The organism is Singulisphaera rosea (genome assembly GCF_054877945.1).
This window is the reverse complement of record NZ_JBTYIP020000008.1, coordinates 192,721-216,738: the sequence shown is the minus strand read 5'-3', so window position 1 is coordinate 216,738 and position 24,018 is coordinate 192,721. Positions and strand designations below refer to the sequence as shown.

Sequence of the window (24,018 nt, the reverse complement as noted above, 5' to 3'; positions counted from 1 at the left end):
CCTGCCCCTCGCGTCACTTCAGATTCTCTCGGGCCCGGAGGAGGAGGTCGCGCAGCGTTTGGCGTTCCGCGTCCTCCATCCCGCCGGTCAGACGGCCCTCGACCTCGGCCCAGAGCGCCCGAACGGGACCTTCGATTGCCCGACCTCGATCCGTCAGGTAGACCCGAACCACTCGAGCGTCCTGCGGGTCCCCGCGACGCTCGACCAGCCCGGCGGCCTCCATCCGATGGATCATGTTCGTCACGGTCGGAGGCTCGCAGCCGAGCCCTTCGCCCAGCCGAGCCTGGGACAGGCCTTCCTCATGCCAGAGTCGCAAGAGCAGCTTGTCCTGGCCGACGTGCAGCCCCAACTCGCGCAGGCCGCGCTCGACCCGATGCCGCAAGGCACCGCACGTCGACGCCAGGGCGTATACGACGCTCTCCTCCATCATTCGCATCGAGGCCGTCCTGTCCCTGTGCGCTGCGAGGCTTCCTGTCCTTTCGATCGGCCTCTCGGGCGATCGGCCGATCGGATTGGTTAGTCGGCTAACTATAGGGGGACGAAGTGATTCGTCAAGGGTCGCCGAGGTGGCGGGCGGGAGGGGGACCGAGCTCGGTTCGTGCGCGAATGCACCCCGAGTTTCCCGGATTTTCCAGGAGGAGAGGAGCCGGGGGCCGATGCCCGGGTTGCATCCGACGCAAGCACGATGCGGCCTGTCGAATGGGTCAATCGGCGACCGTGAAGAGGCTGATTAATTGCGGAACCGCCGTGTCGAACCCCACCACGTCCATCATGCCGGGGTCGTTCGGGTCGGCGATGCTGAACCCGGACGACACCATGCCCACCACGATGAGTTTCGCCGCGATCCCGGTGCGGTCTCGATACCGTTTCAACGCCTCGATCGGGTGGATGGCTCCGTACCAGGTCTCGTTATCCGTGTAGACGACGAAGACATCCACGGCGAGCTGTCGTTCCAGGGCATACAGCATCGGCAGCGAACAGTCGGTCGGGCCCATGGGCAATTGATCGACGACCTGGATCGCGTCATCCAGGCGCCGATCGGGGCCGATCGAAAGCGGTTCGACCCCTGTCGGATAGTTCTCCATGTAGGCCCAGTAAGGGGAGGGCGATCGGCTGGTGTGAGTGACCGAAAACCCTCGTCCCGTGAAGCCGATGATATGATGATTCGGCTCGGTGGCGGCGGTCACGAGAGCCATCGCGGTCGCGGCGTCGCGAGGCGTCAGGCCGGGGATTCCCGCGATCGAAGTCATCGCCATGCTTCCCGAGACGTCCAGGGCCAGGAGCCAGCGTTTGTTGGTCGGCTCGGTGTTTCGGAAGGCCGCGTAGAAGGCGCCATCGAGTGCGTCGACGACCTGGGAGACGGGGGACCAGATACCGCTCCCGCGCGCCCCCCGCCCGGAGGCGTAGGTCCTCAGGGCCGCGAGGATCGTGATCGGGTGAAGACGGGATCGCTTGATCGTCTCGATATCGCTCAGTGCCGACACGACCCGACCCACCGCGGCCGAGCCCGGTGTCAGCAAGCCGACACGCGTCAACGTCGCCAGATTCCGGACGAGGGCCGTCATCGGCATCCTTACCAGGAGAGCCTCCCAGACGCCGGCCTCCGCGAGCCAGCGGGTTGGCACGCACTCTCGGGGCAGGCCATAGGCGCGGATCAGGTGGATCACCTCCTCGGACCTGGATGCTCGTTTGGCTGCCTCGGTACCCGCGATCGACGCAAGGGGGGACGAGGCGTCCATGGAATTTGCCTCGATCCCTTTCCCCACCGCCCAGCGCAGCGCCGAGTTCGACGGCCCCATCGCCTTGACGTGGCACATTCTGAGCAAGTCCTGATGCGACCAACCTCCGCGCCGTTGATACTTGCAGAGCTGATAGGCCAGATCGCTCGGCGACTTGGTGGTATACCACTCGCCCACCGCTCGACGCAGTGCCCGGCCCCAGCCTCGGGAGGTTTCGATCCCCTCGGCGAACTGGAACAGATGGGTTCCGGTCCGGCAGACTCGAGGGAGTGCTCCCAGTGCCAGTTCTCTCGTGACACGGTTCTCTGCGCCGGCGGCGATGGCGAGTGCGTAGACCGCCGGGTCGTTCTTCAACGCTCGCCCGTCTTCGCTGATTGCGATAATCCGGGCCACGGTGCGAGGCCCATCGGATTCGAGGCAGAGACGGACGACTTCCGCGTTCTGATTGAACAACTGCTGATCGCTCGCGTAATAGCTCCCCCCCTCGGTGCCGAGGATCAGGAACCGATCGAGCCGGGTCCAGATGTCGACGGCGAACGCGAAACCGCCCGCGTTATTCCGGGCCTGGGCCATGCCGGGGACTGGTACGGACTGATGGGTCTGGCGACGCGAAGAGTCGCCGGTGTCGGGGGCATGCAAAGGCAGGGCCTCCGATCGAATCGAGAAAAAATATGGAAGTGTGGTCAATGAACCGGAGGCGGGTGTGGCGAGACGCGGGTTCTTCCGCACTCGCCACACCCCTCGATTGCGGGGGATGGGCCCGCGGTACTGGCATCGCCAGCGGCATCGGAACTCCTACCGGTTTACCGATTTCGAGAGGTAACCTTCGCCTGCGGCTCGACGGCCCGTAACCCGTCGAACAAGGGAGTGGAGAAGGTGCGAGCCCTTGATTGCAACGGGAGTGCCAAATCCACGTCAACGAAAGTAACATAGGTCAATTCATGGCGAACCGAGAAAGCTCCGGAACTTCCAAGGTAAGACCTGGCTTCCCTTTGAGGTTCGAGGGGTCGGTGTCGGGCCGCCCTCAAAATCTTTCTTGTAAGTCGAGGGGGGGGCATTGGACTCGCCCCTCGAGTACAAATGATTTTGTTGCCGCATCCAAAAAATTGGTGGTCCCCCATGGCGATTCGTCGCGTTCTCGTTTCCTGGATCGGATATGCCGACTTCCGTGCCCTGGCAGCCACCCTACCGTCCGACCGGCAGGCCGACGTCTTGCGAGGGCTGAATCCGCCCACGCCTCTCTTCGGGCAGGCGGGACCGCTCAAGACCTTGCTCGATTCCGAACAGTTCGATGAAGTCCATCTGCTGACCAGCCATGGCGGCGTACGCAATCGACTCTACGTCCAGTGGGTTGGCGGCAAGGTGACGCTCCATGCCGTCGAGGTGACGAATCCGACCGATTACGCCGAAGTCTTCCCACTTGTCGACACGCAACTGGCCTCGATCGTCCGTATTCCCAGGGACGTCGACGTGGAGTTATGCGTCCATCTCAGCCCCGGCACTCCGACCATGACGGCGGTCTGGCTGCTGCTTGGCAAGAGTAAGTACCAGCCGGTGACGTTCTACCAGACCCACGACGGGCGAGCCTGGGTGACGACGGTCCCCTTCGACCTCGTGGTGGACTATGTTCCCCAGGTCTTGCGGGACGCGGATGCTCAGTTCGAGTTCCTGGCGTCCCAGAGGCCTCAGGACGTCCAGGGGTTCCAGCAGGTGGCGGGCGAGAGTCCCGGGATCCGGCTGGCCGTCGGCCGGGCGCGTCGGGCCGCCAGGCGAGACGTCTCGGTATTGATCCTGGGCGAGAGCGGGACCGGGAAAGAGTTGTTTGCGCGAGCGATCCACGATGCGAGCCCGCGCCGTGACGGCGTGTTCGTCGCGATCAACTGCGCCGCGATCTCCCGAGAATTGCTGGAGAGCGAACTGTTCGGCCACAAGAAGGGCGCCTTCACCGGCGCAGACCGGGACCGGGACGGCGCCTTCGTCGCGGCGGATGGCGGCACGTTGTTCCTCGACGAGATCGCCGAATGCGACCCGGCGATGCAGGCCAAGCTCCTGCGCGTGCTACAACCGCCCGACGGCAGCCCCTGTCGTCGGGTGTTCTCTCGGGTCGGCGATTCCCGGCCGCTGACGAGCGACGTCCGGATCGTGGCGGCCACTAACCGCGACCTGCTCGGAAGCGTCACCCAGCACCAGTTCCGCGAGGATCTGTATTACCGATTGGCGGTCGTGACCATCAAACTGCCACCGCTCCGCGAGCGTCGCGCCGACGTTGCATTGATCGCCGAGCGATTACTCGGCCGGATCAACCGAGACTTCGCCCGGCAAGAGCCGGGTTTTGTGCCCAAACGCCTGTCCGCTTCGGCCCTCGCCTTCGTGAAGCGGCACTCGTGGCCGGGGAACGTCAGGCAGCTCTACAATACGCTCGTCCAGGCCGCGGTCATGACCGACAGAGACGTCATCGATCGGAGGGATGTCGATGACGCCGTGGCCGAGGTCCCCGGCCGCTCCCCCCTGGATCCCATGGAGCGACCCTTGGGGGGAGACTTCTCCCTCGACCGGCACCTCGCCGAGATCCAACGCCACTACTTGCAACGTGCATTGACGGAAGCCGCGGGGGTCCAGCGCCGTGCTGCGGAGTTGCTGGGCTACCGGAATTATCAGACCCTGGCGGCGCAGCTCGAACGCCTCGGGATCATGAAGGATAAATCCTGACAGGCTTCGACTTCCCGGATGATACCGAAGTGCCTGCTCCCACCGGTGATCGATCGTGTGTCACGTTCTCTCGCGACATTCGAGGGCGAAAGAGAGGCCCCTCGGCCGGCGAAGCGGCCGAGGCACCCGACCCCTCGACGAGGGGAGGAGTGGTCGCTTGCCCGAGGTCTCGGGGCGTCGCATACTGTCGGGCTCCGGCTGGCCCGCGAGAGGCGTGATTGGTTCACGAATTGAGGAATCGATCGATGAACGGTGTTCGTCGCAAGGCTCGACGTTGGGGCCTCGTCGGCCTTCTCTTCGTCGCCACGTGGGTGGGAGCGAGATCGTCCTCGGCGCAGGGCCTGGTCCCGGTCGACCTCTCGGGTTACAAGCCCGAGTGCGGGGCGGGCGTCGAGTCGGTCGACGGACACCTTAACGTGACCTGGCCGGTAGGCGGCGGAGACGTTGGGCGTCTGGTGCTCGATTTACGTCCGAAGTCGCCGCTCGTCGAACGTCTGGCCTTGGGCTCGCGTGCGGATGAGCCGCGTAAAGGCGAGTCGGTCTTGCTCGCCGGTGTCGACCCGGTGACGTTCGTGACCGTGGGATCGCGAGAATCGCCGCCGGATCGGCCGCCGGGGATGAGCGTCTTCAACGTGTTCTTCGACACCCCCGCCCGGCGTACCTCGTCGAGGTTTCGGTCCCAGCTCGAGGTCAAGGGAGTCAAGGTCGTCAGTCGAGGGAGGCGGGTGACGGTGGTCGTCGACGGCTTGACCGTCGGTCCTTTTGCGGGGACGCTCGAATTCACGACCTACGCGGGGAGTCCCCTGCTCCACGTCGAGTCCGTGGTGAGCACCAAGGAAGAACGCCGTGCTTACCTGTATGACGCCGGGTTGGTCGCTGCCACGCCGACCTGGCAACGTGTGGTATGGAAGGACACCGAGGGGCGGCTCCAACGGCTCGATGCCGCGAGGTCGTCGGGTGATCGGGGGATTCACGTCCGGCATCGGACGCTCGTCGCCGAGTCGGCAGGAGGGTCGGTCGCGTGCTTTCCACCGCCTCATCAGTATTTCTTCCCGCGCGACGTGACCGACAACCTCGGTACGGTCTGGGCGGGGCGAGACCATCGGGGGATGGAGACTCGTCCCGGCTTCGGGATCCGGCAGGCCGAGACGGGGGGAGGCGCTTACGTCCCCTGGTTCAATGCCCCGCGGGGATCTTTCCAGCGGCTCGGCGTCTTCTACCTCTTGAGTCGAGGGAAGGCCGAGGACGCCCTCCGAGAGACGCTCCGCTACACGCATAACGACCGCTTCCCCGAGCTCCCGGGCCATCTCACGCTGACGAGTCACTGGCACATGGCGATCGCCGTCGCTGCGATGCAGGAGCAGGCGCGGGGGACGGTGCGGACGCGGCCGGACTTCGTCGACATGTTCAAGGAAATGGGAGTGAAGGCCGTCCACATCGCCGACTTCCATGGCGACGGCCATCCCCAGGACCCCGGCCCGCTCCGGCTCCCCGAGCTCGACGCGCTTTTCGACGAGTGCCGGCGCCTCTCCGACGCCGAGTTCCTCCTCCTCCCCGGCGAGGAGGCGAATGTCTATCTCGGGACCGAAGGACCCAACCGCCATCCCGGACACTGGCTCTACCTGTTTCCGAAGCCGGTCTACTGGACCATGCGACGAGCTCCGTCCGAGCCGTTCGCGACCCGAGATCCCAAGCGGGGGACGATCCATCACGTCGGGAGCCAGGAGGACATGGTCCGCCTGCTTCGCCAGGAGAACGGGCTGGCCTGGACGGCCCACCCGAGGATCAAGGCGTCGAACTGGGCCCCCGACGACTATCGCCACGAGGCCTTCTATCGGGATGACCACTGGCTTGGCGCGGCCTGGAAGGCGATGCCCGCCGATCTCTCCCGGTCGAGGCTCGGGGAACGGAGCCTCGACCTCCTCGACGACATGGCCAACTGGGGGTCGCACAAGTCCGTCCTGGGCGAGGTCGACGTCTTCAAGATCGACCACACGCACGAGCTCTACGGCCATATGAACGTCAACTACGTCCGTCTCGACCGACTCCCTCGGTTCGACGACGACTGGCAGCCGATCCTCGACGCGATTCGCGGAGGTCGTTTCTTCGTCACGACGGGCGAGGTCCTCCTCCGCGACTTCCGGGCCGGCGGCAAGTCGAGCGGCGAAACCCTACCGGTCGGGGCCGACTCCAAGGTCGAGTTGACGCTCGAACCGGATTGGACCTTCCCCCTGAAGTCGGTCCGTTGGATCTCCGGAGACGGCGAACGGACCTACCACGATGAGGTCGACCTCGCCGAGACCGAGGCGTTCGGCCGGAAGACGGTCGCGACATCCCTCGACCTCCGGGGCCGGCGTTGGGTGCGTGCCGAGGCCTGGGATATTGCCGGAAACGGCGCGTTCACCCAGCCGGTCTGGCTGTCGTCGACTAACGACACCCCGAAGCCATAACCAGGACATCCTCGCCGACGAACCCGCAGTTGGAACGATTTTTCTATCTTTCGAAGATGATTATGAACGCACGATACAGCTTAGCCGCCGCAATCGTCATCCTCGTCTCCACCATGGGCGTCCAGGCGTCGGAGGTCGATCGTCCCAACGTCGTGTTGATCGTCGCGGACGACCTCGGCTGGGCCGACCTGGGGTGTTACGGGAGTCGGTACTACCGCACGCCCAACCTCGACCGCCTGGCGGCCTCGGGCCGGCGGTTCACGCAGGCCTATGCGGCCTGCCCGGTCTGCTCGCCGACCCGCGCGGCGTTGATGACGGGGAAGCACCCGGCCCGACTCCACTTGACGGATTGGCTCCCCGGCAGCGGCGACCGACCTTCGCGGCGGTTGAAGCGACCGGAATTCCTCCAACAGTTGCCGCTCGAGGAAGTCACGATCGCCGAGCGGCTCAAGACGGCCGGTTACGCCACGGCGCAGATCGGGAAATGGCACCTGGGGGGAGTCGGGTTCGAGCCGACGCGACAGGGCTTCGACGTCAGCGTCGGCGGTTCCGCCGTCGGGACGACCCCGAGCTACTTCGCCCCGTATGTGCGGAACGGCGTTGCTCTACCCGGCCTCGGGGACGCTCCCGGAGGGGAGTACCTCACCGATCGGCTCTCGCTGGAGGCCGAGCGATTCCTCGAGGCCCATCGCACGGAGCCGTTCTTCCTCTACCTGCCGCACTACGCGGTCCACACTCCGATGGTCGCCAAGGCCGAGGCCATCGAGGGGTTCTCCAAGTGGGACGGCACGCCCCACGGCCGGCAAGAAAACCCGATCTACGCCGCGATGCTCCAAAGCCTCGACGAGGGGGTTGGACGGGTCGTCGCCAAGCTCGAGGCGCTGGGCTTGAGCTCGAAGACGATCGTCATCTTCACGAGCGACAACGGCGGCCTGGCCACCAGGGAAGGACCCAACACGCCGGCCACGATCAACGCCCCCTTGCGCGAGGGGAAAGGGTGGTTATACGAAGGGGGGATTCGCGTCCCCCTCATCGCGAGCTGGCCGGGCCGGATCACGCCCGGCGTCGAGTCCACCCCCTGCTCGAGCCCCGACCTCTTCGCCACGATCGCCGAGTTTGGTGGGGTCGGTGAGCCGCCGGCACAGGACGGCCTGAGCCTCGCGCCTTTACTCCAGGGCGGGAGTCCTCCGACCGATCGCCCGTTGTACTGGCACTATCCCCACTACAGCAATCAGGGGGGCCGTCCGGGCGGGGCCGTCCGGGACGGCGACTGGAAGCTCGTTGAGGACTACGAGACCCAGCGTCGCGAGCTCTTCAACCTCAAGAAAGATCCGGGCGAGTCGCGGAACCTCGCGGTGGCCGAGCCTCAGAAAGTCGAGGAACTCGCCGCAAAGCTGGCCGCGTGGCGGAAGGCCGTGGCCGCCCGGATGCCCACGCCCAACCCCGAGTATTCCCCGAACGCCCAGGGCGCGGACGGCGTCGTCACCCTGCCGGCCAATTCCGCCGACGTCCACGGGGTCATGCTCCGTTACGAGCCCCTGCCCCATAAGAACACCCTCGGCTATTGGATTAACGCGGAGGATTGGGCCTCGTTCGAGTTCGACCTCAAGACCCCCGGCGAGTTCACCCTCCGCGGGCTCATCGGCTGCGGCAACGGCAGCGGCGGCAGCTCGGTCGAGTTTCGTGTGGCCGGACAGGTGCTCCCATTCAAGGTGACCGAGACCGGCGGGTTCCAGGCGTTCGAGCCCCGCGAGCTGGGCACGATCCGCCTCGATCGGCCCGGACGGTACACGCTGGAAGTCCACGCGACGGCCAAGCCGGGGCCGGCGGTTATGGATCTCCGCGAGTTGAAGCTGGTGCCGGCGAGATGACGTTGAGTCGATTTTGGGTAGTTCTTAGGTGAAATTGTGAATATTATTTAAAGGTCGACGGTAGGGTAATCTTTTCGCGATTTGATGTCGGAATATCTCGTTCCCACGGTCCCCGTGGGAATGCCGACTTGCACCCCCTGCGTGCCCAGCCGTCGACCACGAAATGCTATCGTTCGGGGCAGTTACGCCCTCGACCGGTTCGAATCACATCGGATGAGACCTGCCGAATTCGCGATCGGATCCGGGGTTTCAGGGGTGACATGGATTCTCAAGCCCGCGGCCTCGGGCGGGATGTACGATTCGCTGCCTGGTGGCGTCTCGATGTCGGTCGCGAGGACGCGGCGCGTCCGAAGACGCATCCCCACGGAGACCGTGGGAACGAGGAATTTGCATGTCGTGACTTATGGGTAATGCGGGGATATGCACGAGAGTATAACTCGCGGCCGATCGCTCGCGGATCACACACGGTAGGCGATGCGTCAAGCGATCGAATTCCGCCATGAGACAACCGGCCACGGTTCCGGGAGAGCGACTTAATACGGAACACCGGCGTCCCGGGCGGTCTTCAGGGCGCGGGCGTACCACTCGAGCTCGTCGAGGAACCGGGAGGCGCGTCGGGGGTAGGCGTTGTCGAGCGGGCGGCCCTCGTCGTCGAACGCGTCCTGGACCTTTGGGATCGGCAATAGCGAGGGGATGCTGGGGGAGCCGAGCTCGGCGAGCATCGCCCGTAGCTGCATCGCGGCGCGGACGCCGCCGAACGGGCCGGCGGAATAGCAGACGATTCCCGAAGGACGCCAGAAGTATTCTTCGAGGAAATGGTCGAGCAAGTTGGAAAGCGCCGGCGGGATGCTGTGGTTGTACTCGCCGCTGACGATGATGAGCGCGTCGGCCTTCTTGATCGCCGCGGCCAGGCCTTCGAGGACTGCGGGAGCTTCCCCCTTCGGGTACTCCTTGTACATCCGGTCGAGGAGCGGGAGCGGTGTCTCGAGTGGGTCGACCAGGGTGACGACGTGGCCTCGCTGCCGGCAGGTTTCGGCGAGGAACCGGGCGGCCTTGATCCCCTGGCGGTCGCGACGGACGGATCCATAGACGATGAGGACATCGAGCGTCGACACGTGAGTTTCCTCTCCTGGTTCGTGATAGTCCTGGATCGATTCCCGGGCTTGTGGAGGAGTTGCCCGGGGTTCGTCACTTTTTTCCGACGGTCGGCCTGGTGTCGCTCGTCGTCTTTGACTACGGTTGGTGCAATTTTTTTCCGATCGCGTTGGGCGGACTGCCGATTGTCGCCCGAGTTCCCAAGGCCCGTCGCGATCCTCAGAAGGTCACCGAACCTGGCTGTCGGCGATCGAATCCTCACCCGACCAAGAAAGCTCTCGTCCCATGGCCATCCGCGTCGCGTTGCGTCACCAGACCGAATACCTCTACGATCGTCCCGTCACGCTGACCCCGCAAGTCGTCCGGCTCCGCCCGGCTCCCCACTGTCGGACGCCGATCCTGAGTTATTCCCTGAGGGTGCAGCCCGCCGAGCACTTCGTCAACTGGCAGCAGGATCCTTATAGCAATTACCTCGCGCGATTGGTTTTCCCCAAGCCGACCCGTCATTTCAAGATCGAGGTCGACCTGGTGGCCGAGCTCTCGGTCGTCAACCCGTTCGACTTCTTCCTCGAGAAGGGCGCCGAAACCTGCCCGTTCGAGTATGACCCCGCACTGGCCAAGGAACTGGCCCCTTACCTCGAGACGGAGCCCGCCGGTCCGAAGCTCCGTGAATTCGTCGAGGGGCATCGGCGATCGGACATCAGGACGGTCGACTACCTCGTGGCAATCAACCAGGATCTGAACGGCGCGATCCGGTATTTGATCCGGATGGAGCCGGGGATCCAGTCGTGCGAGGAAACGCTGACGCTCGCGAGCGGCTCCTGCCGCGACACCGCCTGGCTGCTTGTCCAGGCGCTCCGACATCTGGGCCTGGCCGCCCGGTTCGTGTCCGGATACCTGATCCAGTTGAAGCCGGACGTCGAGGCGCTCGACGGGCCGCAGGGGGCGTCGACGGACTTCACCGACCTCCATGCCTGGGCCGAGGTGTATATCCCCGGAGCCGGCTGGATCGGCCTGGATCCGACCTCGGGGCTTTTGGCCGGCGAAGGGCACATCCCGCTCGCCTGCGCGGCGGACCCTTTGAACGCATCGCCCGTGTCGGGCTCATTCTCGTGGGACGTCGACCCGGCGAAGGCGGACGAGGACTCCTGCATCCCCGAGTTTCGCTTCCACATGGATGTCACGCGGGTCCACGAGGATCCGAGGGTGACCCGGCCTTACACGGAGGACCAGTGGGCGTCGATCCTCGGCCTCGGCCGGCGGGTGGACGAGCGGCTGAGGGCGGGCGATGTCCGGCTGACGATGGGGGGCGAGCCGACCTTCGTCTCGATCGACGACCTCGAAGGGGCCGAGTGGAACACGACAGCTCTTGGTGCGACGAAGCGGGTCCTCGCAGGCAAGCTGCTCGACCGGCTCCGCGACCGGTTCGCGCCGGGGGCGTTGCTCCACTACGGCCAAGGGAAGTGGTATCCCGGCGAGTCCCTCCCTCGTTGGGCGCTCTCGTGCTACTGGCGAGGGGACGGCGTCCCGCTCTGGGACGACCCCTCGCTTTTCGCCGACGAGTCGAAGGACTACGGCCACGGCGACGTCCATGCCGAGGCGTTCATCAACTCCCTCGCCGCCCGGCTCGGTATCGACCCCGCCCAGTGCCTCCCCGGCTATGAGGACGCATGGTACTACCTTTGGAAAGAGCGCCGGCTCCCTTCGAACGTCGACCCGTTGGCCGCGGACCTCGACGACCCCGAGGAGCGTCGACGCTTGGCCAAGGTCTTCGAGCAGGGGTTGGACCACGTCGTCGGCTATGCCTTGCCCCTGCGCAAGGGGCGCGAGCTTGGGGAGCCGGAGTGGGTCAGCGGCCGTTGGACGCTCCGTCGCGAGCATCTCTTCCTCATGCCCGGCGACTCGCCGATGGGCCTGCGCCTCCCGCTGGACACGCTCCCCTGGGAGGCTCCCGGGGACGTCGACACGATCCATGAGCTCGACCCTTTCGCCCCTCGGGCTCCGCTGCCTAGGCTCGATGAGTTGCTCCGGCAAAGGCGCCTTGCGGTCGCCCATCCGGGGCCCGGCTCGTCCGAACATCCGGGGCTGGGCCGAGGTGAGGGCGTTGAAGCTGCCACGGGCAACCAGGGCGTCGGGACGACGTCGGGGGTCGTGCGGACGGCGATCTGCGTCGAGCCGCGCGAAGGGCGGCTCTATGTGTTCATGCCCCCGTTGCGAATGCTCGAGGACTACCTGGAACTCGTCGAGGAGCTGGAGGCGACGGCCGGGGATCTCGGGATGCCGATCATCCTTGAGGGTTATACACCCCCCTCGGACCATCGCGTCAACCAGCTCAGCGTCACCCCCGACCCGGGCGTCATCGAGGTCAACCTCCACCCCGCCCACGACTGGGACCAGCTCGTCGACCAGACGACCACGCTCTACGAGGAAGCGCGGCAGACGAGGCTCGGGACCGAGAAGTTCATGATCGACGGGCGACACTCGGGGACCGGCGGAGGCAATCATATTGTCCTGGGCGGCCCGACGCCCGAGGATAGCCCGATCCTGCGTCGGCCCGACTTGCTTCGGAGCCTGGTCGGATACTGGCACAACCATCCATCCCTCTCTTACCTGTTCTCGGGGCTTTTCGTCGGGCCGACGAGTCAGTCCCCGAGGATCGACGAGGCCCGGAACGACAGCGTCTACGAGATGGAGATCGCCTTCCGGCAGATCCCCGACCGCGGCGGCGTGCCCCCTTGGTTGGTGGACCGGGTCTTCCGGCACCTGCTGGCGGACATCACGGGCAACACCCACCGCGCCGAGTTTTGCATCGACAAGCTCTACTCGCCCGACTCGAGCAGCGGCCGGCGAGGCTTGGTCGAGATGCGCGGGTTCGAGATGCCCCCTCACCCCCAGATGAGCCTCGTGCAGCAACTGCTGATCCGGGCGCTCGTCGCCCGATTTTGGGACGCCCCCTACGACCGCCCGCTCGCCCGATGGGGGACCGAGCTCCACGACCGGTTCGTCCTCCCCCACTTCGTGGAGCAGGACGTCTCCGACGTGATCACCGAGCTGCACGACGCGGGGATTCCGCTCGAACGCGAGTGGTTCGACCCGCATCTCGAGTTCCGGTTCCCTCGGTTCGGGCAGGTCGCCTATCGCGGCGTGGCCCTCGAGCTCCGGCAGGCCATCGAGCCCTGGCACGTCCTGGGCGAAGAGGCCGGCGCGGGGACGACGGTGCGATACGTCGACTCGTCCGTCGAGCGGGTCGAGCTCAAGGTGCAGGGCATGACCGATACCCGTCATATCGTGACCTGCAACGGCCGGCAGGTCCCGATGCACCCGACCGGCATTAACGGCGAGTTCGTCGCGGGCGTTCGTTACCGGGCCTGGCAGCCCCCCTCGTGCCTGCACCCGACGATCCCCGTCCACGCCCCGCTGGTCTTCGACCTGGTCGACACGTGGATGAACCGCTCCATGGGAGGGTTCACGTACCACGTTTCCCATCCCGGCGGTCGGTCCTTCGAGCGGGTCCCGGTCAATGCCTACGAGGCCGAGAGTCGTCGAGGCTCGCGATTCATCCCGTTCGGCCACACCCCGGGCCGGCTCCTCGTCCCGACGGAAGGTCGGCACCCGGAGGCCCCCCTGACGCTCGACCTGCGTTGGCCGCATTGAGGCGAATGCGGGACGTCTTTCCCACGTTCGTGGCTCGATCCCACGCCTTCGGTATAATCTTCGCCATGATGGGCAGCCGCTCCCGAAACCCGGTTTTTTCTTAAAAACCGGTTTTCTGGGGATGAGACGACGACATCCCGGGAAGGGGACGCCGCCGTCGAGTGCGTCAGAAACCCGGTCTTTAAGAAAAAACCGGGATTCGGGACAGACACCAACGGGGATGGCTCGAAGAACATGCCCGACACCCAAGACATGGCGGTCGCGAATGAGTGGGGGCTCGGTTATCGAGGTCCCGCGTCGGGCTTCGACGAGATGGCCTTCGGCGAGGGCCAGCCGAGGAGCCATTGGCAGTCGTTCCTCGAGCAGGTCGGGGCGATCGGGCTGCCCGAGCTCCGTCAGCGTTGGGAGGACGCGCAGCACCTGATCCGCGAGAACGGGGTGACGTACAACGTCTACGGCGACCCCCAGGGGCTGGACCGCCCCTGGGAGCTCGACCCGATCCCGCTATTGATCTCGCCCGCGGATGCGCAGGCCATCGACGTCGGCCTCTCCCAGCGTGCCCGGCTCCTCGATCGGGTCCTGGCCGATCTCTACGGGCCGCAACGGCTCCTTTCACGGGGGATCCTCCCCCCCGAGCTGGTCTTCGGGCATCCCGGATTTCTCCGTGCCTGCCACGATGTGAAGGTCCCCGGAGATCGCTACCTCCACCTGTACGCGGCCGACCTTGGCCGGTCGTCGGATGGCCGATACCACGTCCTGGCGGATCGGACCCAGGCCCCCTCGGGGGCCGGCTACGCGCTCGAGAACCGGATCGTCCTCTCGAGGATGCTCCCCGAGGCCTTCAAGGAGTGCCGCGTCCAGCGCCTGGCGCTCTTCTTCCGGGCACTCCGCGATGGGCTGCGGTCGATCTCGCCCGGCGACCGCGATAACCCTCGGATCGTCCTCCTGACCCCCGGCCCGTACAACGAGACGTACTTCGAGCACGCCTACCTCGCCCGATATCTCGGCTACACCCTGGTCGAGGGGGCGGACCTGACGGTCCGCGACAATCGCGTCTACTTGAAGTTGCTTGGCGGGCTTCAACCCGTCGACGTGATCCTCCGCCGCCTCGACGACGACTTCTGCGACCCCCTGGAGCTGCGCCGGGATTCGTTCCTCGGAGTGCCGGGGCTGGTCCAGGTGATCCGCTCGGGGAACGTGGCGCTCGCGAACCCGCTCGGGAGCGGCCTCGTCGAGTCGCCGGCGATGCTTGCCTACCTCCCGGAGATCTGCCGGCAGCTCCTGGGCGAAAACCTAAGGATCCCTTCGGTCCCGACCTGGTGGTGCGGCGATCCGAGATCCCTGGACCACGTCCTCGCGAACCTGCCGATCATGGTCATCAAGCCGACGTTCGGCGCCGGGCGCTCCGGCTCGGTCTTCGGCGCGGGCCTCGACGCCGATCAGCGTGCGGCCCTCGCCGACGCGATCCGCGCGAAGCCCATCGAATACGTCGGCCAGGAGCAACTCCCCCTTTCGACCTCGCCCGTCCTGGCCGATGACGGGTTCCGCTCGCGACACCTCGTCCTCCGCACGTTCCTGACCGCGACCGAATCGGGCTATTCCGTGATGCCGGGAGGCTTGACGCGGATCACCCGGTCGCCCGACAGCCTCGTCGTGACGATGCAGAAAGGGGGAGGAAGCAAGGATACCTGGGTCCTCACCGAGGGCCCCGTGAGCACCTTCTCCCTCCTGCCCACGAGCGTCCAGCCGGTCGGCCTGAGCCGAGGGGGCGGGGACCTGCCGAGCCGCGTCGCCGACGACCTCTTCTGGCTCGGCCGCTACGTCGAGCGTGTCGACAGCACCGTACGACTGCTCCGCGGGATCTTGATCCGGCTCACCGAGCGCTCGGGGGTGGCCGAGGTCCCCGAGCTCCCCTCGCTGCTCCGGGCCGTGACCTATCAGACTTACACTCATCCCGGTTTCATCGGCCAGGGGGCCGCCGACCGGTTGGCCTCGCCCGAGTCGGAGATCCTCTCGGTCGTGGGCGACTCGAGGCGCTCCGGCACCCTCGCCTCGACGATCCAGGCCCTCCACCGCACCGCGGGCAAGGTCCGCGACCGCTTCTCCATCGACATGTGGCGCATCCTCGGCGACCTCGACCTCGATGACGACCCCTCGTCCACGTGGGGCTCCTCGCCAGGCAGGGACCTGGACGAGGCCGCCGGCCTCGGGCGGACCTGCCCCCTGCCCCGTCGCCTGGGGGAGGTCCGCGACATGCTCGACCGCAAGGTCCTCAGCCTGGCCGCATTCGCCGGCCTCGTCGCCGAGAGCATGACCCGAGGTCAGGGGTGGCGGTTCCTCGACATGGGCCGTCGGCTCGAACGATCGCTCCGGATGGCCGGGCTGTTGCGGAGCACCGTCGTCCGACCGGAAGGTCCCGAGGCGCCGCTGCTCGAGGCGATCCTCGAGATCGCCGACAGCTCCATGACCTACCGACGGCGCTACATGAGTCACATCCAGACGGCCCCCGTCCTCGACCTGCTCCTGGCCGACGAATCGAACCCCCGCTCGCTCGCGTTCCAACTCGCGGAGCTCGCCGAGGGCTTTACCCAACTGCCCCGCGACGACGCGGCCACCGCCACGGGCGAGGAGCAACGGATCAACCTCGAGGCGCTCGCCCGGATCCGGGGCGCCGACCTCGCCCAACTCGCCCGCGTCGACGAGTCCGGCGGTCGTCCCGTCCTCGACGCCCTCCTCTCCGCGATCCAGTCCGACATCCCCGCGGTCTCCGACGCGCTCGGACGCGCCTATTTCAGCCACCTGATGCCGTCTCGACAGTTCTCGAGGGCGACGTGAGTCGGGACCTATGATCTATAAGATCAACCATTCCACGATCTATCATTACGTGGGAAATGTTTCCCTCTGCCACAACCTCGCCCACCTCTCGCCGAGGAGCGACCGACGTCAGACCTGCGTCTCGAGGGAGTTGAAGATCAGCCCGACTCCCGCCGTCCTGGCCGAGCGGACCGACTCGTTCGGCAACCCGTCCACGTTCTTCACGGTCCAGGAGTCGCACAAGACCTTGGAGGTCCGAGCCCTTGGCGTCGTGGATGTCCACCCCGAAATCCCGCCCGACCTCGAGTCGACCGCCCCCTGGGAGGACGCGTCGCGGCAAATCCGCGAAGGGCGCGAGCCCGAGAGCCTCGATGCCTACCAGTTCGTCTTCGACTCGCACTACATCACGCGGCACGCCGACCTCGCGGAATACGCCCTCCCGTCGTTCACGCCCGGCCGCCCGCTCCTCGCCGCGGCGCGAGATTTGACGTCGAGGATCTATCATGAGTTCATCTTCGACCCCGACGCGACGACGATCGGGACTTCTCCGCTCGAGCAGCTCGAGCTCCGCCGGGGCGTCTGTCAGGATTTCGCCCATCTCCAGGTCGCCTGCTTGCGTTCGCTCGGCCTGGCGGCACGTTACGTCAGCGGCTACCTCCTGACGAATCCACCCAAGGGCCGACCTCGGCTTATCGGCGCGGATATGTCGCACGCGTGGCTCTCGGTCTATTGCCCGGGCGCCGGTTGGGTCGACTTCGACCCCACCAACGACGTGATCCCGTCGACCAAGCACATCACGCTCGCCTGGGGCCGCGACTACGACGACGTGAGCCCCATCAAAGGGGTCATCCTCGGCGGCGGCCGCCACTCGGTCACGGTCGGCGTCGACGTTACCCCCGACCCGACCGATTCCTGACCGCGACGCCGCCGAATCGACTCACGACTCACAACTCACAACTCACAACTCACAACTCCAGACGGATGCACTCGTCGAGCGCCCTGCAGAATCCCTCCGGCGTGGCCTCGATCGGTTCGGGTGCCGACTTCGGGGTCGAGAGCTCGGAGATGCCCTCGCCGTGCTTGGCGAACAGAGAGCCCGGGTCGAGGTCGGGGAACGACCGCCATCTTCGACCAGTCGGCCCGTCGGAACGTGGCTCGCTCGGTCTTCAAGACGACCTCGTCCCCTTCGGGCGCAGCCAGGGCTGTCGCCACCGACGCCCCGACAGCCTCGATCGTCCGGTCCCAGTCTCGACGGCTCCACTCGTCTCGATCTTGACCCTCGCCGACGTCCCACGGCCCGTCGGCAAACCGTCGCCGGTAGACCATCATCGCGTTGAACATCGCGTCCCCCCGCGGTGCGACGACGATCGTCGAGCCCTTGACCCGAGGTAACGACGCCTCCTCCGGAAACCACTCCGTCCCTCGGGCCTTCGCGACGACGGCCTGGGAATCCGCCTCGCTCGAGAGAAGGAACGTCGCGGCCTTGCGCTCGTCGATCTTCCGGCAGATCTCCATGGCTTCGACCAGATCGTCGCGAGTCAACCGTACGGACGCATGGGTGACGAGGAGCGTCCCGTGCTCGGTCAGGGTCCCCCGGTACCGTTGCCGACCCGCGATCGGCGGGGAGGAATCCGGATCGGATCCGTCGTCCGAAGCGTCCCCCGAGAGGAACTCGACCTCCGTCCCGGCCGGTGCCTGGATGATGGGACTTCCTCGATGGATCGATAGGTGCGTAGGCGGGGTTGCGGCGGCCTCCACGCCACCTCGAGGTAAGTCCGGCCGCCTCGACGATGGAATGTCATCCACGCCTCGGGCTTCGGCAACGCGATGCACGATCCGGTGGGAGGTGCGAGCAGGATGTCGGTCTCGGCGTCGGTGTCGCAGAACCCGGATAGGAGCCAGAATCGGGCGAGGTCGCTCGCAGGAAGCTCGACCGGCCCTCCATCAATCGCGCGCACGTCAGGGGTGATCGCATCCAGGGCCACCTCCCGTCCGAACGACCCGAGCGAGCTCGCTTCGGGCCCAACGACCCAGGTACCGTCGTGATCGATCAAGGCTTTGCCCAACGCCAAGGGCATCGAGAAATCCCGGCAGGGTCCCGAACGGACCAAATTCGGCTCCCTCCGGAAGCTCCTCCCCCATCACGGCCGACCGCAGATCGAAGTCGAGCCTCGGGGCCCTATCGATGAACTCGGCAACTCGCTCCGCCTGGGCCTTCTTCACGGCCTCCAGCCCCTTCGCCGGCGACTTGCCCTTGGCTTTCGAGAGCAAGTCCTCGGGGGTTCGGAAATCGCTTGGGGGTATCGCGTCGAGCTGCCTCGGACGATCAGCAACCGGGGGGGTTGCCGGAGTGCGTGCGGCCGCCGACGTCGAGAAACTACACCTCCCGATGCCGGCGGACGACCGCCTGCGGAAGATCGCCGATGCGATGGCCGCCGACCCCTCCGACCGGGCGTCCGTACAGGAGTGGGCCGAGCGCACCGGGGTCAGCGAGCGGACCCTGAGCCGTCTCGTGCGGCAAGAGACCGGCATGAGCTTCGGCCGCTGGCGGCAGCAGCTTCACATCATCCTGGCCCTGCAGTCGCTATCTCGAGGGGCTTCAGTCCAATCGGTGGCCACCGACCTGGGATATGAAAATGCGAGTAGCTTCGTCGTCATGTTCCGCAAGGCCCTGGGGTCCTCCCCTGCCCGATACATGACTCGGAAACTCATAGGGTCGCCGACGTCGATACCGTGATAACGAGTGTTGAGGATTTGTTGGAATTCCAATATGGAAAAGAGAATAATTGCTTGATAAATGGGAAAGCGTGCTGAAGATTTTTAATGAGCTTGTCATCGGTCGTCAAGAGTTCACAACATTCCTGCTCGGCGAGGGCGACGTAGAGACGATCGTGGACTCCGATGCGGGCTTTGCGTGAGATCTCGATGGCCCTCAGGAGCAAGGGAGAAAGTGGGTCCAAGTGGGGGCATGTTGTCATCACGTCGAGCCATAGCTTCTCCGCGTTGTGAATCCTCCGCTGACGTTCAGCCTTCGTGAGGGCATGGGCCACCTCGAGAGTGAAACACTCCGGGGCGATTAACTCATAGACACCGTTGCGGACTTCCGCCCGAAGGCGATGGGCGCTTTCCGAGCCTGGTTCAGGCAACACCCATTTTAAGCCGACGGCCGCGTCAACAACGAGTTTCATTCGCCGCGGGCTTCACGTATGAGTTCGAGGGACCATTCGACGATGCCGTGCTCCTGGATGATTTGCTGACGTACTTGCTCTGCACGCTCCGAAACGCGACGAATCAACTCGGGGTCGGTTACATTTTGACCCGCGGAGACGAGCCGCATGACCTCTTCTGCATCGGCTCGCTCCTGGTCGATTCCTCGCGTTTCGACGGTTGCCAGAGTTTTGTCCTCCAACCCAATTTTATCGCAGGGATCGAACTGAGAGTAGGCGGATCAATTCGCCGGCGGGTGTGGAATCGCCATTGCGGTACCAATTCAGACGTGGGGCTCGCCCTCGACTCGAAGGGAGTTCATGCCTTCGGGGCTTCGTCCATGGAATAGACACGGAGATGGCCGTCGTGGTGCGCGACGGCGATGCGAAGACCATCCGGGTGGAGGTCCAGGGCGCGGCCGGTGTTGGGGAGGGTGTACTTGAAGAACTCGTTGACCTGGTCGGGCTTGTAGAAGAGGAGGAGGCCGCCGCTGGTGCCACCGGAGACCATGATGAGGAAGCCGTCGGGATGGTAGCGGATGCCCCAGGCGACGCCTTTCAAGTCTTCCTTCGGACGCTGCATGCGGAGGTCTTTGCCTTCGGCCCAGTCGAGGAGGAGATTCGCGGGGTTGCTGACGGCTCCAAGAGGGTTCGAGGCCTCGATCAAGCCGCAGCAGGCGAGGAATTTGCCGTCGGGGCTGAAGGAGAGGTCGCGGACCCCGCCGTAGTCGACCCCTTGGGAGGCGAAGTAGATGAAGAGCTTCGCCGCGTCGAGCCGCCTCGCTTCTTTGCGAGTCGCGAGCTCCCACTGGATCAGGCGTCCCTGGAGGTCGGCCGAGACGAGGTATCGCCCCGATGGGTCGAACAAGGCACGGTAGACCGGCTTCTCGTGGCCGGGCAACGTGGCGACAAGCGATCCGTCGGCGACCGACCAGAGTTTGACCAGGCGATCGTTGCCGCAGGTCGCCGCGAGGGTGCCTTCGCGGTTGACCTCGATCGAGTTGATCCAACCGGCGTGCGCGTCGATGGAGCGGATCGGCTTGGTTTCGGCCGAGGCCATCGACCACCAGGAGAGGCGACCGTCCCCCGCCCCGCTGAGCATGCACGACCCATCCGGGACACCTGCCAGGGCGAACGGCCAGCTCTCGTGCCCTTTCAGGACCGTCTTCGCCCCCGATTGCAGGTCCCAGCGGACGACCGACGAATCCTCGGAGCCGCCGAAGACGAATCGGCCTTTGGGGTCGAATCGGCAGGAGACGAGGGGTCGTTCGTGGACCAGGTCTTTCGCCACCCGCGTCTTCTCGGGCACCGGCTTCGCTTGGGGAGCGGGGGGGGCCGGGTTCATGCGAGGAGCTCCTTGATCGACGAGAAGCCCGGTTCCACGAGCTGGATCGGCCGGCCGTCGTGCTCGAAGTCGTCGTTCGGGTTCAGCCCCACCGCCTTGAGGTAGGTTTGGAAGAGGTGGCCGGAGTTGACCTGGCCGTCGACGACCTCGGTCCCGTTCGCGTTGGTCTTGCCGTGGATGTTGCCGGGCTTGATCCCGCAACCCGCCAGGGCGATCGACCAGGCGGTTCCCCAATGGTCCCGCCCGTACAGGTAGTTGATCTGGGGCGTCCGGCCGAACTCCGACATCACGACGACGAGCGTGTTCTTGAGCCGACCGCTCGCGCTCAGGTCGTCGATCAAGTTCGAGAACCCCTGGTCGAACTCGCCGACCTGCTCGAGGTGGAAGCTGAAGTTCTCGTTGTGCGTGTCGTAGTTCGAGTGCGAGACCTGCACGAAGGTGACGCCCGACTCGAGGAGTCGTCGGGCGAGGAGGCAATGGCGGCCGAAGTCGTGGGAGCCGTAACGCTCCTGATGGGCGAGGGGCTCCTTGGTGACGTCGAAGACCTCGCGCTTCGTCATCAACTGGAGGGCTTGTTCATAGGTTGTCGTGTAGGCCTCGGTCTCGGCCGTGCGCCGCTTCGAGGCGAAGCGGTCATTGACGTGGCGGCGGAAGTCGTGCCGGGCGACGTCGCTGGCCTCGCCGACGGCCCCGTGCCGGGCCGTGTTGTCGGGGGCGTTGCCGTTGCCGAGGTAGAGCGCTGCGTACTTCGGCCCGAGGAAGGCCGCCTCGGTCCCCGTCCGCCCGCCACCGCCCGGGGTGATGTGGATGTACCCGGGCAGCGGGTTCGACTCCGAGCCCAAAAACCGCGCGGCGACCGAGCCGAGGTGCGGGTGGATCACCCCGGGCTTCTCTTTCCACCCGGTGTGCATCTCATACTGACCCCGGGCGTGATCACTCTCATTCGTGTTGATGCCACGGGCCAGCGCGATGTGGTGCATGAGCCGGGCTGTCCTCGGCATCAGCTCCGAGATACGGACCCCCGGCACCGACGTCTCGATCGAGCGGAAGGGGCCGCCGGTCTCCGTCCCCGGCTTCGGGTCCCACGTCTCGAGCTGGCTCGCCCCTCCCGCCAACCAGACCACGAGGATCTGCTTACCGGACTGGCCGAGCTCCTCGGCGGTCGTCGGCCGTACGAACCTCGAGAAGCCGAAGGTCGACGCGGCTCCGACCCCGGTCGCCAGGTTCCCGAGGAACCGGCGGCGGGAGACGAGGTGGTCCGTCGATCCGCAAGAATAAGAGCACTTCATCGCTCGTTCTCCCTTCCCGGACGCGAGGCGTCCGGTCAACAGGTCGGGGTCGTCGGATCAGTCGGGGCTCAATGATTGAAGCGGAACTCGGCCGAGGCGATCAGGGCCCAGGCGATCTCGCGGAGCCCCTGGGCTCGTTCGTTACCCCGGGAGGTAAGGTAGTCCGCAGTCTCTTTACGCTCCTCGGGCGTGGGGCGTCGGGTGAGGATGGCCAGGTAGAGCTCCTCCGCGACCGCGGAGCCGTCGGTCATCGTGTTGAGTCGTCCCGTGAGGTTGTCGCCCGAGGGGGCCAGCCAGCTCTGGATGGGCTCGCCGTTGGAGACGAAGAGGGCCTGATCGACGCTCGACTGGCCGGCGTCCTGCGCCTGGCCGGGAGCCCCGCCGAACCTCGAGACGAAAGGCGCCGTCTGCCCCCCGAGCCGTTCGAGGATTGTCCGCTCGATCATCTCGACCCCGAGGGCTTGTCGCTTCGGGTCGATCTTCACGAGGTCGCGGAATTTGGGGTCGACGCCGAGCCATTGCTGCTCGACCGCCTTGCGCGTCCCTTCGAGCACGCCCGTCGCTTGCATGAGGCTCCAGGCGATCTGTTCGGGAGTCAGGGGCTTGAGCATGCTGACCGCGAAGGTCTCGGGGGCCAGGCCGCCGGGCGATGCCCCGGGAGGGAGCTCGCTCGAACGTTGATAGACCCGGGTCGCGGTCAGCTCTCTGATGAATTTCTTGATGTCGTACTTCATCGCGACGAACTCCTTCGCGAGCAGGTCGAGTAGCTCGGGATGCGAAGGAGGGTTGTCGCCGTGGTCCATATCGAGCGGGTGGAAGATCCCCCGGCCCATGACCAGGGCCCATAGCCGGTTGACCGCGTTGCGGCTGAACGCGGGGACCTCGGGCGAAGTGAGGATCTCCGGGAGCCTGGCGCGGCGGCTATAGGTCGGGATCGAGCGGACTTTGTCCAACGGGGCCACCCGATACTCCTGGCCCTTGTCAACCTTGGGCTCGTCGACCTCGGGCCCGTCGATGACCCGCGGGCGGGTCGTCTTCACGATCTTCTTCTTGAAGACCGAGGCGAAGGAGACATCACCGTCGGCCTTCTCCGCGAAGGTCGTGACGCCGCTCGCCTCGGCGACCGCGAAGCTCCGGTTGAAGAAGGCATAGAGCCCGTGGTAATGGGCCTGCTTGAAGTCGTCGACAATCGGATGGTCGTGGCACTGGGCACACTGCATGTCCCTGCCGAGGAAGAACCGGCCCACGTCACGCGTCAGCAGGTTCGGCTCTCCCAAGCGATCGAGGTAGAACCGCGCGGGGCCTCGGGTGGCGGGATCCGATCCGTCGGCCGAAAGGATCTCGCGGACGAGTTGGTCGTACGGCACGTTGCGGGCGAACGCGTCTCTGAGGAATGCTTGCCAGATTGCCGCCGGGACGTTTGTCTCCGGCCGGCGCTCCATGAGCATGGTGTCGAAGACTTCCTGCATCCGGCGGGCGTAACGTGGGCTGTTGAGGAGTGTCTCGACGAGGGTGGCGCGCTTGTAGGCCGACGGGTCGTCGAGGAAGGCTCGGGCCTCGGCGGACGTCGGGATCATCCCCGCGAAATCGAGCCAGGCCCGCCGGAGGAACTCGGCGTCGGTCGCCGGTGCCGCAGGGGCTATCCCCCCGAGATGCGACTCGATCATCCGGTCGATCCGCTCGTGAAGCGGCAGCGGGGCGGACTCTTCGGCGCCCGCGAGGACCGGGGCGAGCATGACTGCCGCAAGAAGGACGAGGGTTTTTCGACGTTTCCGCTCCATGACCCACCCCCGGCGTCGCCGCCTTCAGACCCGTCGCAGACCTTCGGGCCGACCCCTTTGCCCGG

General features: G+C 65.9%; 15 protein-coding genes and 1 pseudogene. 7 read left to right on the top strand and 9 right to left on the bottom strand.

Annotated elements, in window-relative coordinates:
- Positions 1 to 13 precede the first annotated feature (13 nt).
- Positions 14 to 436 carry a MarR family winged helix-turn-helix transcriptional regulator gene (locus ACYOEI_RS16520; RefSeq protein ID WP_462850625.1) on the bottom strand — a complete coding sequence of 141 codons (423 nt, stop codon included), beginning with the start codon at positions 434 to 436 and terminating at the stop codon, positions 14 to 16.
- A gap of 268 nt (positions 437 to 704) precedes the next feature.
- Entirely contained in the window at positions 705 to 2,378 is a 1,674-nt protein-coding gene (locus ACYOEI_RS16515; RefSeq protein WP_462850624.1) for a TROVE domain-containing protein, read from the bottom strand.
- 480 nt (positions 2,379 to 2,858) lie between these two features.
- Between ACYOEI_RS16515 and ACYOEI_RS16510 the strand changes: the two genes are divergently transcribed.
- From ACYOEI_RS16510 to ACYOEI_RS16500, 3 genes are all read left to right on the top strand, one after another.
- A complete protein-coding gene (locus tag ACYOEI_RS16510) occupies positions 2,859 to 4,448 on the top strand; it encodes a sigma-54 interaction domain-containing protein (protein ID WP_462850623.1) in 1,590 nt (529 codons plus the stop codon).
- A 245-nt stretch (positions 4,449 to 4,693) separates the two neighbouring features.
- Positions 4,694 to 6,898, top strand: coding sequence for a CehA/McbA family metallohydrolase domain-containing protein (locus tag ACYOEI_RS16505; protein ID WP_462850622.1), 2,205 nt, complete (start codon positions 4,694 to 4,696; stop codon positions 6,896 to 6,898).
- Between the two features lie 62 nt (positions 6,899 to 6,960).
- Positions 6,961 to 8,769, top strand: a complete 1,809-nt coding sequence (locus ACYOEI_RS16500; RefSeq protein WP_462850621.1) for a sulfatase — start codon at positions 6,961 to 6,963, stop codon at positions 8,767 to 8,769.
- Between the two features lie 533 nt (positions 8,770 to 9,302).
- Here ACYOEI_RS16500 and ACYOEI_RS16495 read toward each other — a convergent pair.
- Positions 9,303 to 9,884, bottom strand: a complete 582-nt coding sequence (locus ACYOEI_RS16495) for an NADPH-dependent FMN reductase (protein WP_462850620.1) — start codon at positions 9,882 to 9,884, stop codon at positions 9,303 to 9,305.
- Positions 9,885 to 10,149: 265 nt separating this feature from the next.
- Between ACYOEI_RS16495 and ACYOEI_RS16490 the strand changes: the two genes are divergently transcribed.
- The 3 genes from ACYOEI_RS16490 (at position 10,150) to ACYOEI_RS16480 (ending at position 17,248) form a co-directional block, all read left to right on the top strand.
- On the top strand, positions 10,150 to 13,518 hold the full coding sequence (locus ACYOEI_RS16490; RefSeq protein WP_462850619.1) for a transglutaminase family protein: 3,369 nt from the start codon (positions 10,150 to 10,152) through the stop codon (positions 13,516 to 13,518).
- A 234-nt stretch (positions 13,519 to 13,752) separates the two neighbouring features.
- Complete coding sequence (locus ACYOEI_RS16485) at positions 13,753 to 16,353, top strand: circularly permuted type 2 ATP-grasp protein (protein WP_462850618.1); 2,601 nt, start codon at positions 13,753 to 13,755, stop codon at positions 16,351 to 16,353.
- Positions 16,354 to 16,363: 10 nt separating this feature from the next.
- Positions 16,364 to 17,248 (top strand): transglutaminase family protein, encoded by an 885-nt coding sequence (locus tag ACYOEI_RS16480; protein ID WP_462850617.1) that lies wholly within the window; start codon positions 16,364 to 16,366, stop codon positions 17,246 to 17,248.
- Between the two features lie 35 nt (positions 17,249 to 17,283).
- Here ACYOEI_RS16480 and ACYOEI_RS16475 read toward each other — a convergent pair whose 3' ends face one another.
- Positions 17,284 to 18,138: a hypothetical protein gene (locus ACYOEI_RS16475; RefSeq protein WP_462850616.1), complete on the bottom strand. Its 855-nt coding sequence runs from the start codon at positions 18,136 to 18,138 to the stop codon at positions 17,284 to 17,286.
- Between the two features lie 550 nt (positions 18,139 to 18,688).
- On the opposite strand from ACYOEI_RS16475, the pseudogene ACYOEI_RS16470 reads away from it, so the two are divergent.
- Positions 18,689 to 19,069 (top strand): annotated as a pseudogene (locus ACYOEI_RS16470) (helix-turn-helix domain-containing protein); the annotation flags it as partial.
- Here the strand turns inward: ACYOEI_RS16470 and ACYOEI_RS16465 are convergent.
- The 5 genes from ACYOEI_RS16465 to ACYOEI_RS16445 form a co-directional block, all read right to left on the bottom strand.
- Positions 19,041 to 19,520 carry a type II toxin-antitoxin system VapC family toxin gene (locus ACYOEI_RS16465; RefSeq protein ID WP_462850615.1) on the bottom strand — a complete coding sequence of 160 codons (480 nt, stop codon included), beginning with the start codon at positions 19,518 to 19,520 and terminating at the stop codon, positions 19,041 to 19,043. The pseudogene ACYOEI_RS16470 and the gene ACYOEI_RS16465 sit on opposite strands and share 29 nt — an antisense overlap.
- Positions 19,517 to 19,741, bottom strand: coding sequence for a hypothetical protein (locus tag ACYOEI_RS16460; RefSeq protein ID WP_462850614.1), 225 nt, complete (start codon positions 19,739 to 19,741; stop codon positions 19,517 to 19,519). Before ACYOEI_RS16460 ends, ACYOEI_RS16465 begins: the two co-directional genes overlap by 4 nt.
- Before the next feature lie 116 nt (positions 19,742 to 19,857).
- On the bottom strand, positions 19,858 to 20,883 hold the full coding sequence (locus ACYOEI_RS16455; RefSeq protein WP_462850613.1) for a WD40 repeat domain-containing protein: 1,026 nt from the start codon (positions 20,881 to 20,883) through the stop codon (positions 19,858 to 19,860).
- Entirely contained in the window at positions 20,880 to 22,172 is a 1,293-nt protein-coding gene (locus ACYOEI_RS16450) for a DUF1501 domain-containing protein (protein WP_462850612.1), read from the bottom strand. Before ACYOEI_RS16450 ends, ACYOEI_RS16455 begins: the two co-directional genes overlap by 4 nt.
- A gap of 68 nt (positions 22,173 to 22,240) precedes the next feature.
- A complete protein-coding gene (locus ACYOEI_RS16445; RefSeq protein WP_462850611.1) occupies positions 22,241 to 23,953 on the bottom strand; it encodes a DUF1549 domain-containing protein in 1,713 nt (570 codons plus the stop codon).
- Positions 23,954 to 24,018: the final 65 nt, after the last annotated feature.

Coding starts and splice junctions, on each gene's coding strand:
- ACYOEI_RS16520 (WP_462850625.1), bottom strand. CDS start 436: ATGCGAATGATGGAGGAGAGCGTCGTATACGCCCTGGCGTCGACGTGC.
- ACYOEI_RS16510 (WP_462850623.1), top strand. CDS start 2,859: ATGGCGATTCGTCGCGTTCTCGTTTCCTGGATCGGATATGCCGACTTC.
- ACYOEI_RS16505 (WP_462850622.1), top strand. CDS start 4,694: ATGAACGGTGTTCGTCGCAAGGCTCGACGTTGGGGCCTCGTCGGCCTT.
- ACYOEI_RS16500 (WP_462850621.1), top strand. CDS start 6,961: ATGAACGCACGATACAGCTTAGCCGCCGCAATCGTCATCCTCGTCTCC.
- ACYOEI_RS16490 (WP_462850619.1), top strand. CDS start 10,150: ATGGCCATCCGCGTCGCGTTGCGTCACCAGACCGAATACCTCTACGAT.
- ACYOEI_RS16485 (WP_462850618.1), top strand. CDS start 13,753: ATGCCCGACACCCAAGACATGGCGGTCGCGAATGAGTGGGGGCTCGGT.
- ACYOEI_RS16480 (WP_462850617.1), top strand. CDS start 16,364: ATGATCTATAAGATCAACCATTCCACGATCTATCATTACGTGGGAAAT.
- ACYOEI_RS16465 (WP_462850615.1), bottom strand. CDS start 19,520: ATGAAACTCGTTGTTGACGCGGCCGTCGGCTTAAAATGGGTGTTGCCT.
- ACYOEI_RS16455 (WP_462850613.1), bottom strand. CDS start 20,883: ATGAACCCGGCCCCCCCCGCTCCCCAAGCGAAGCCGGTGCCCGAGAAG.
- ACYOEI_RS16450 (WP_462850612.1), bottom strand. CDS start 22,172: ATGAAGTGCTCTTATTCTTGCGGATCGACGGACCACCTCGTCTCCCGC.
- ACYOEI_RS16445 (WP_462850611.1), bottom strand. CDS start 23,953: ATGGAGCGGAAACGTCGAAAAACCCTCGTCCTTCTTGCGGCAGTCATG.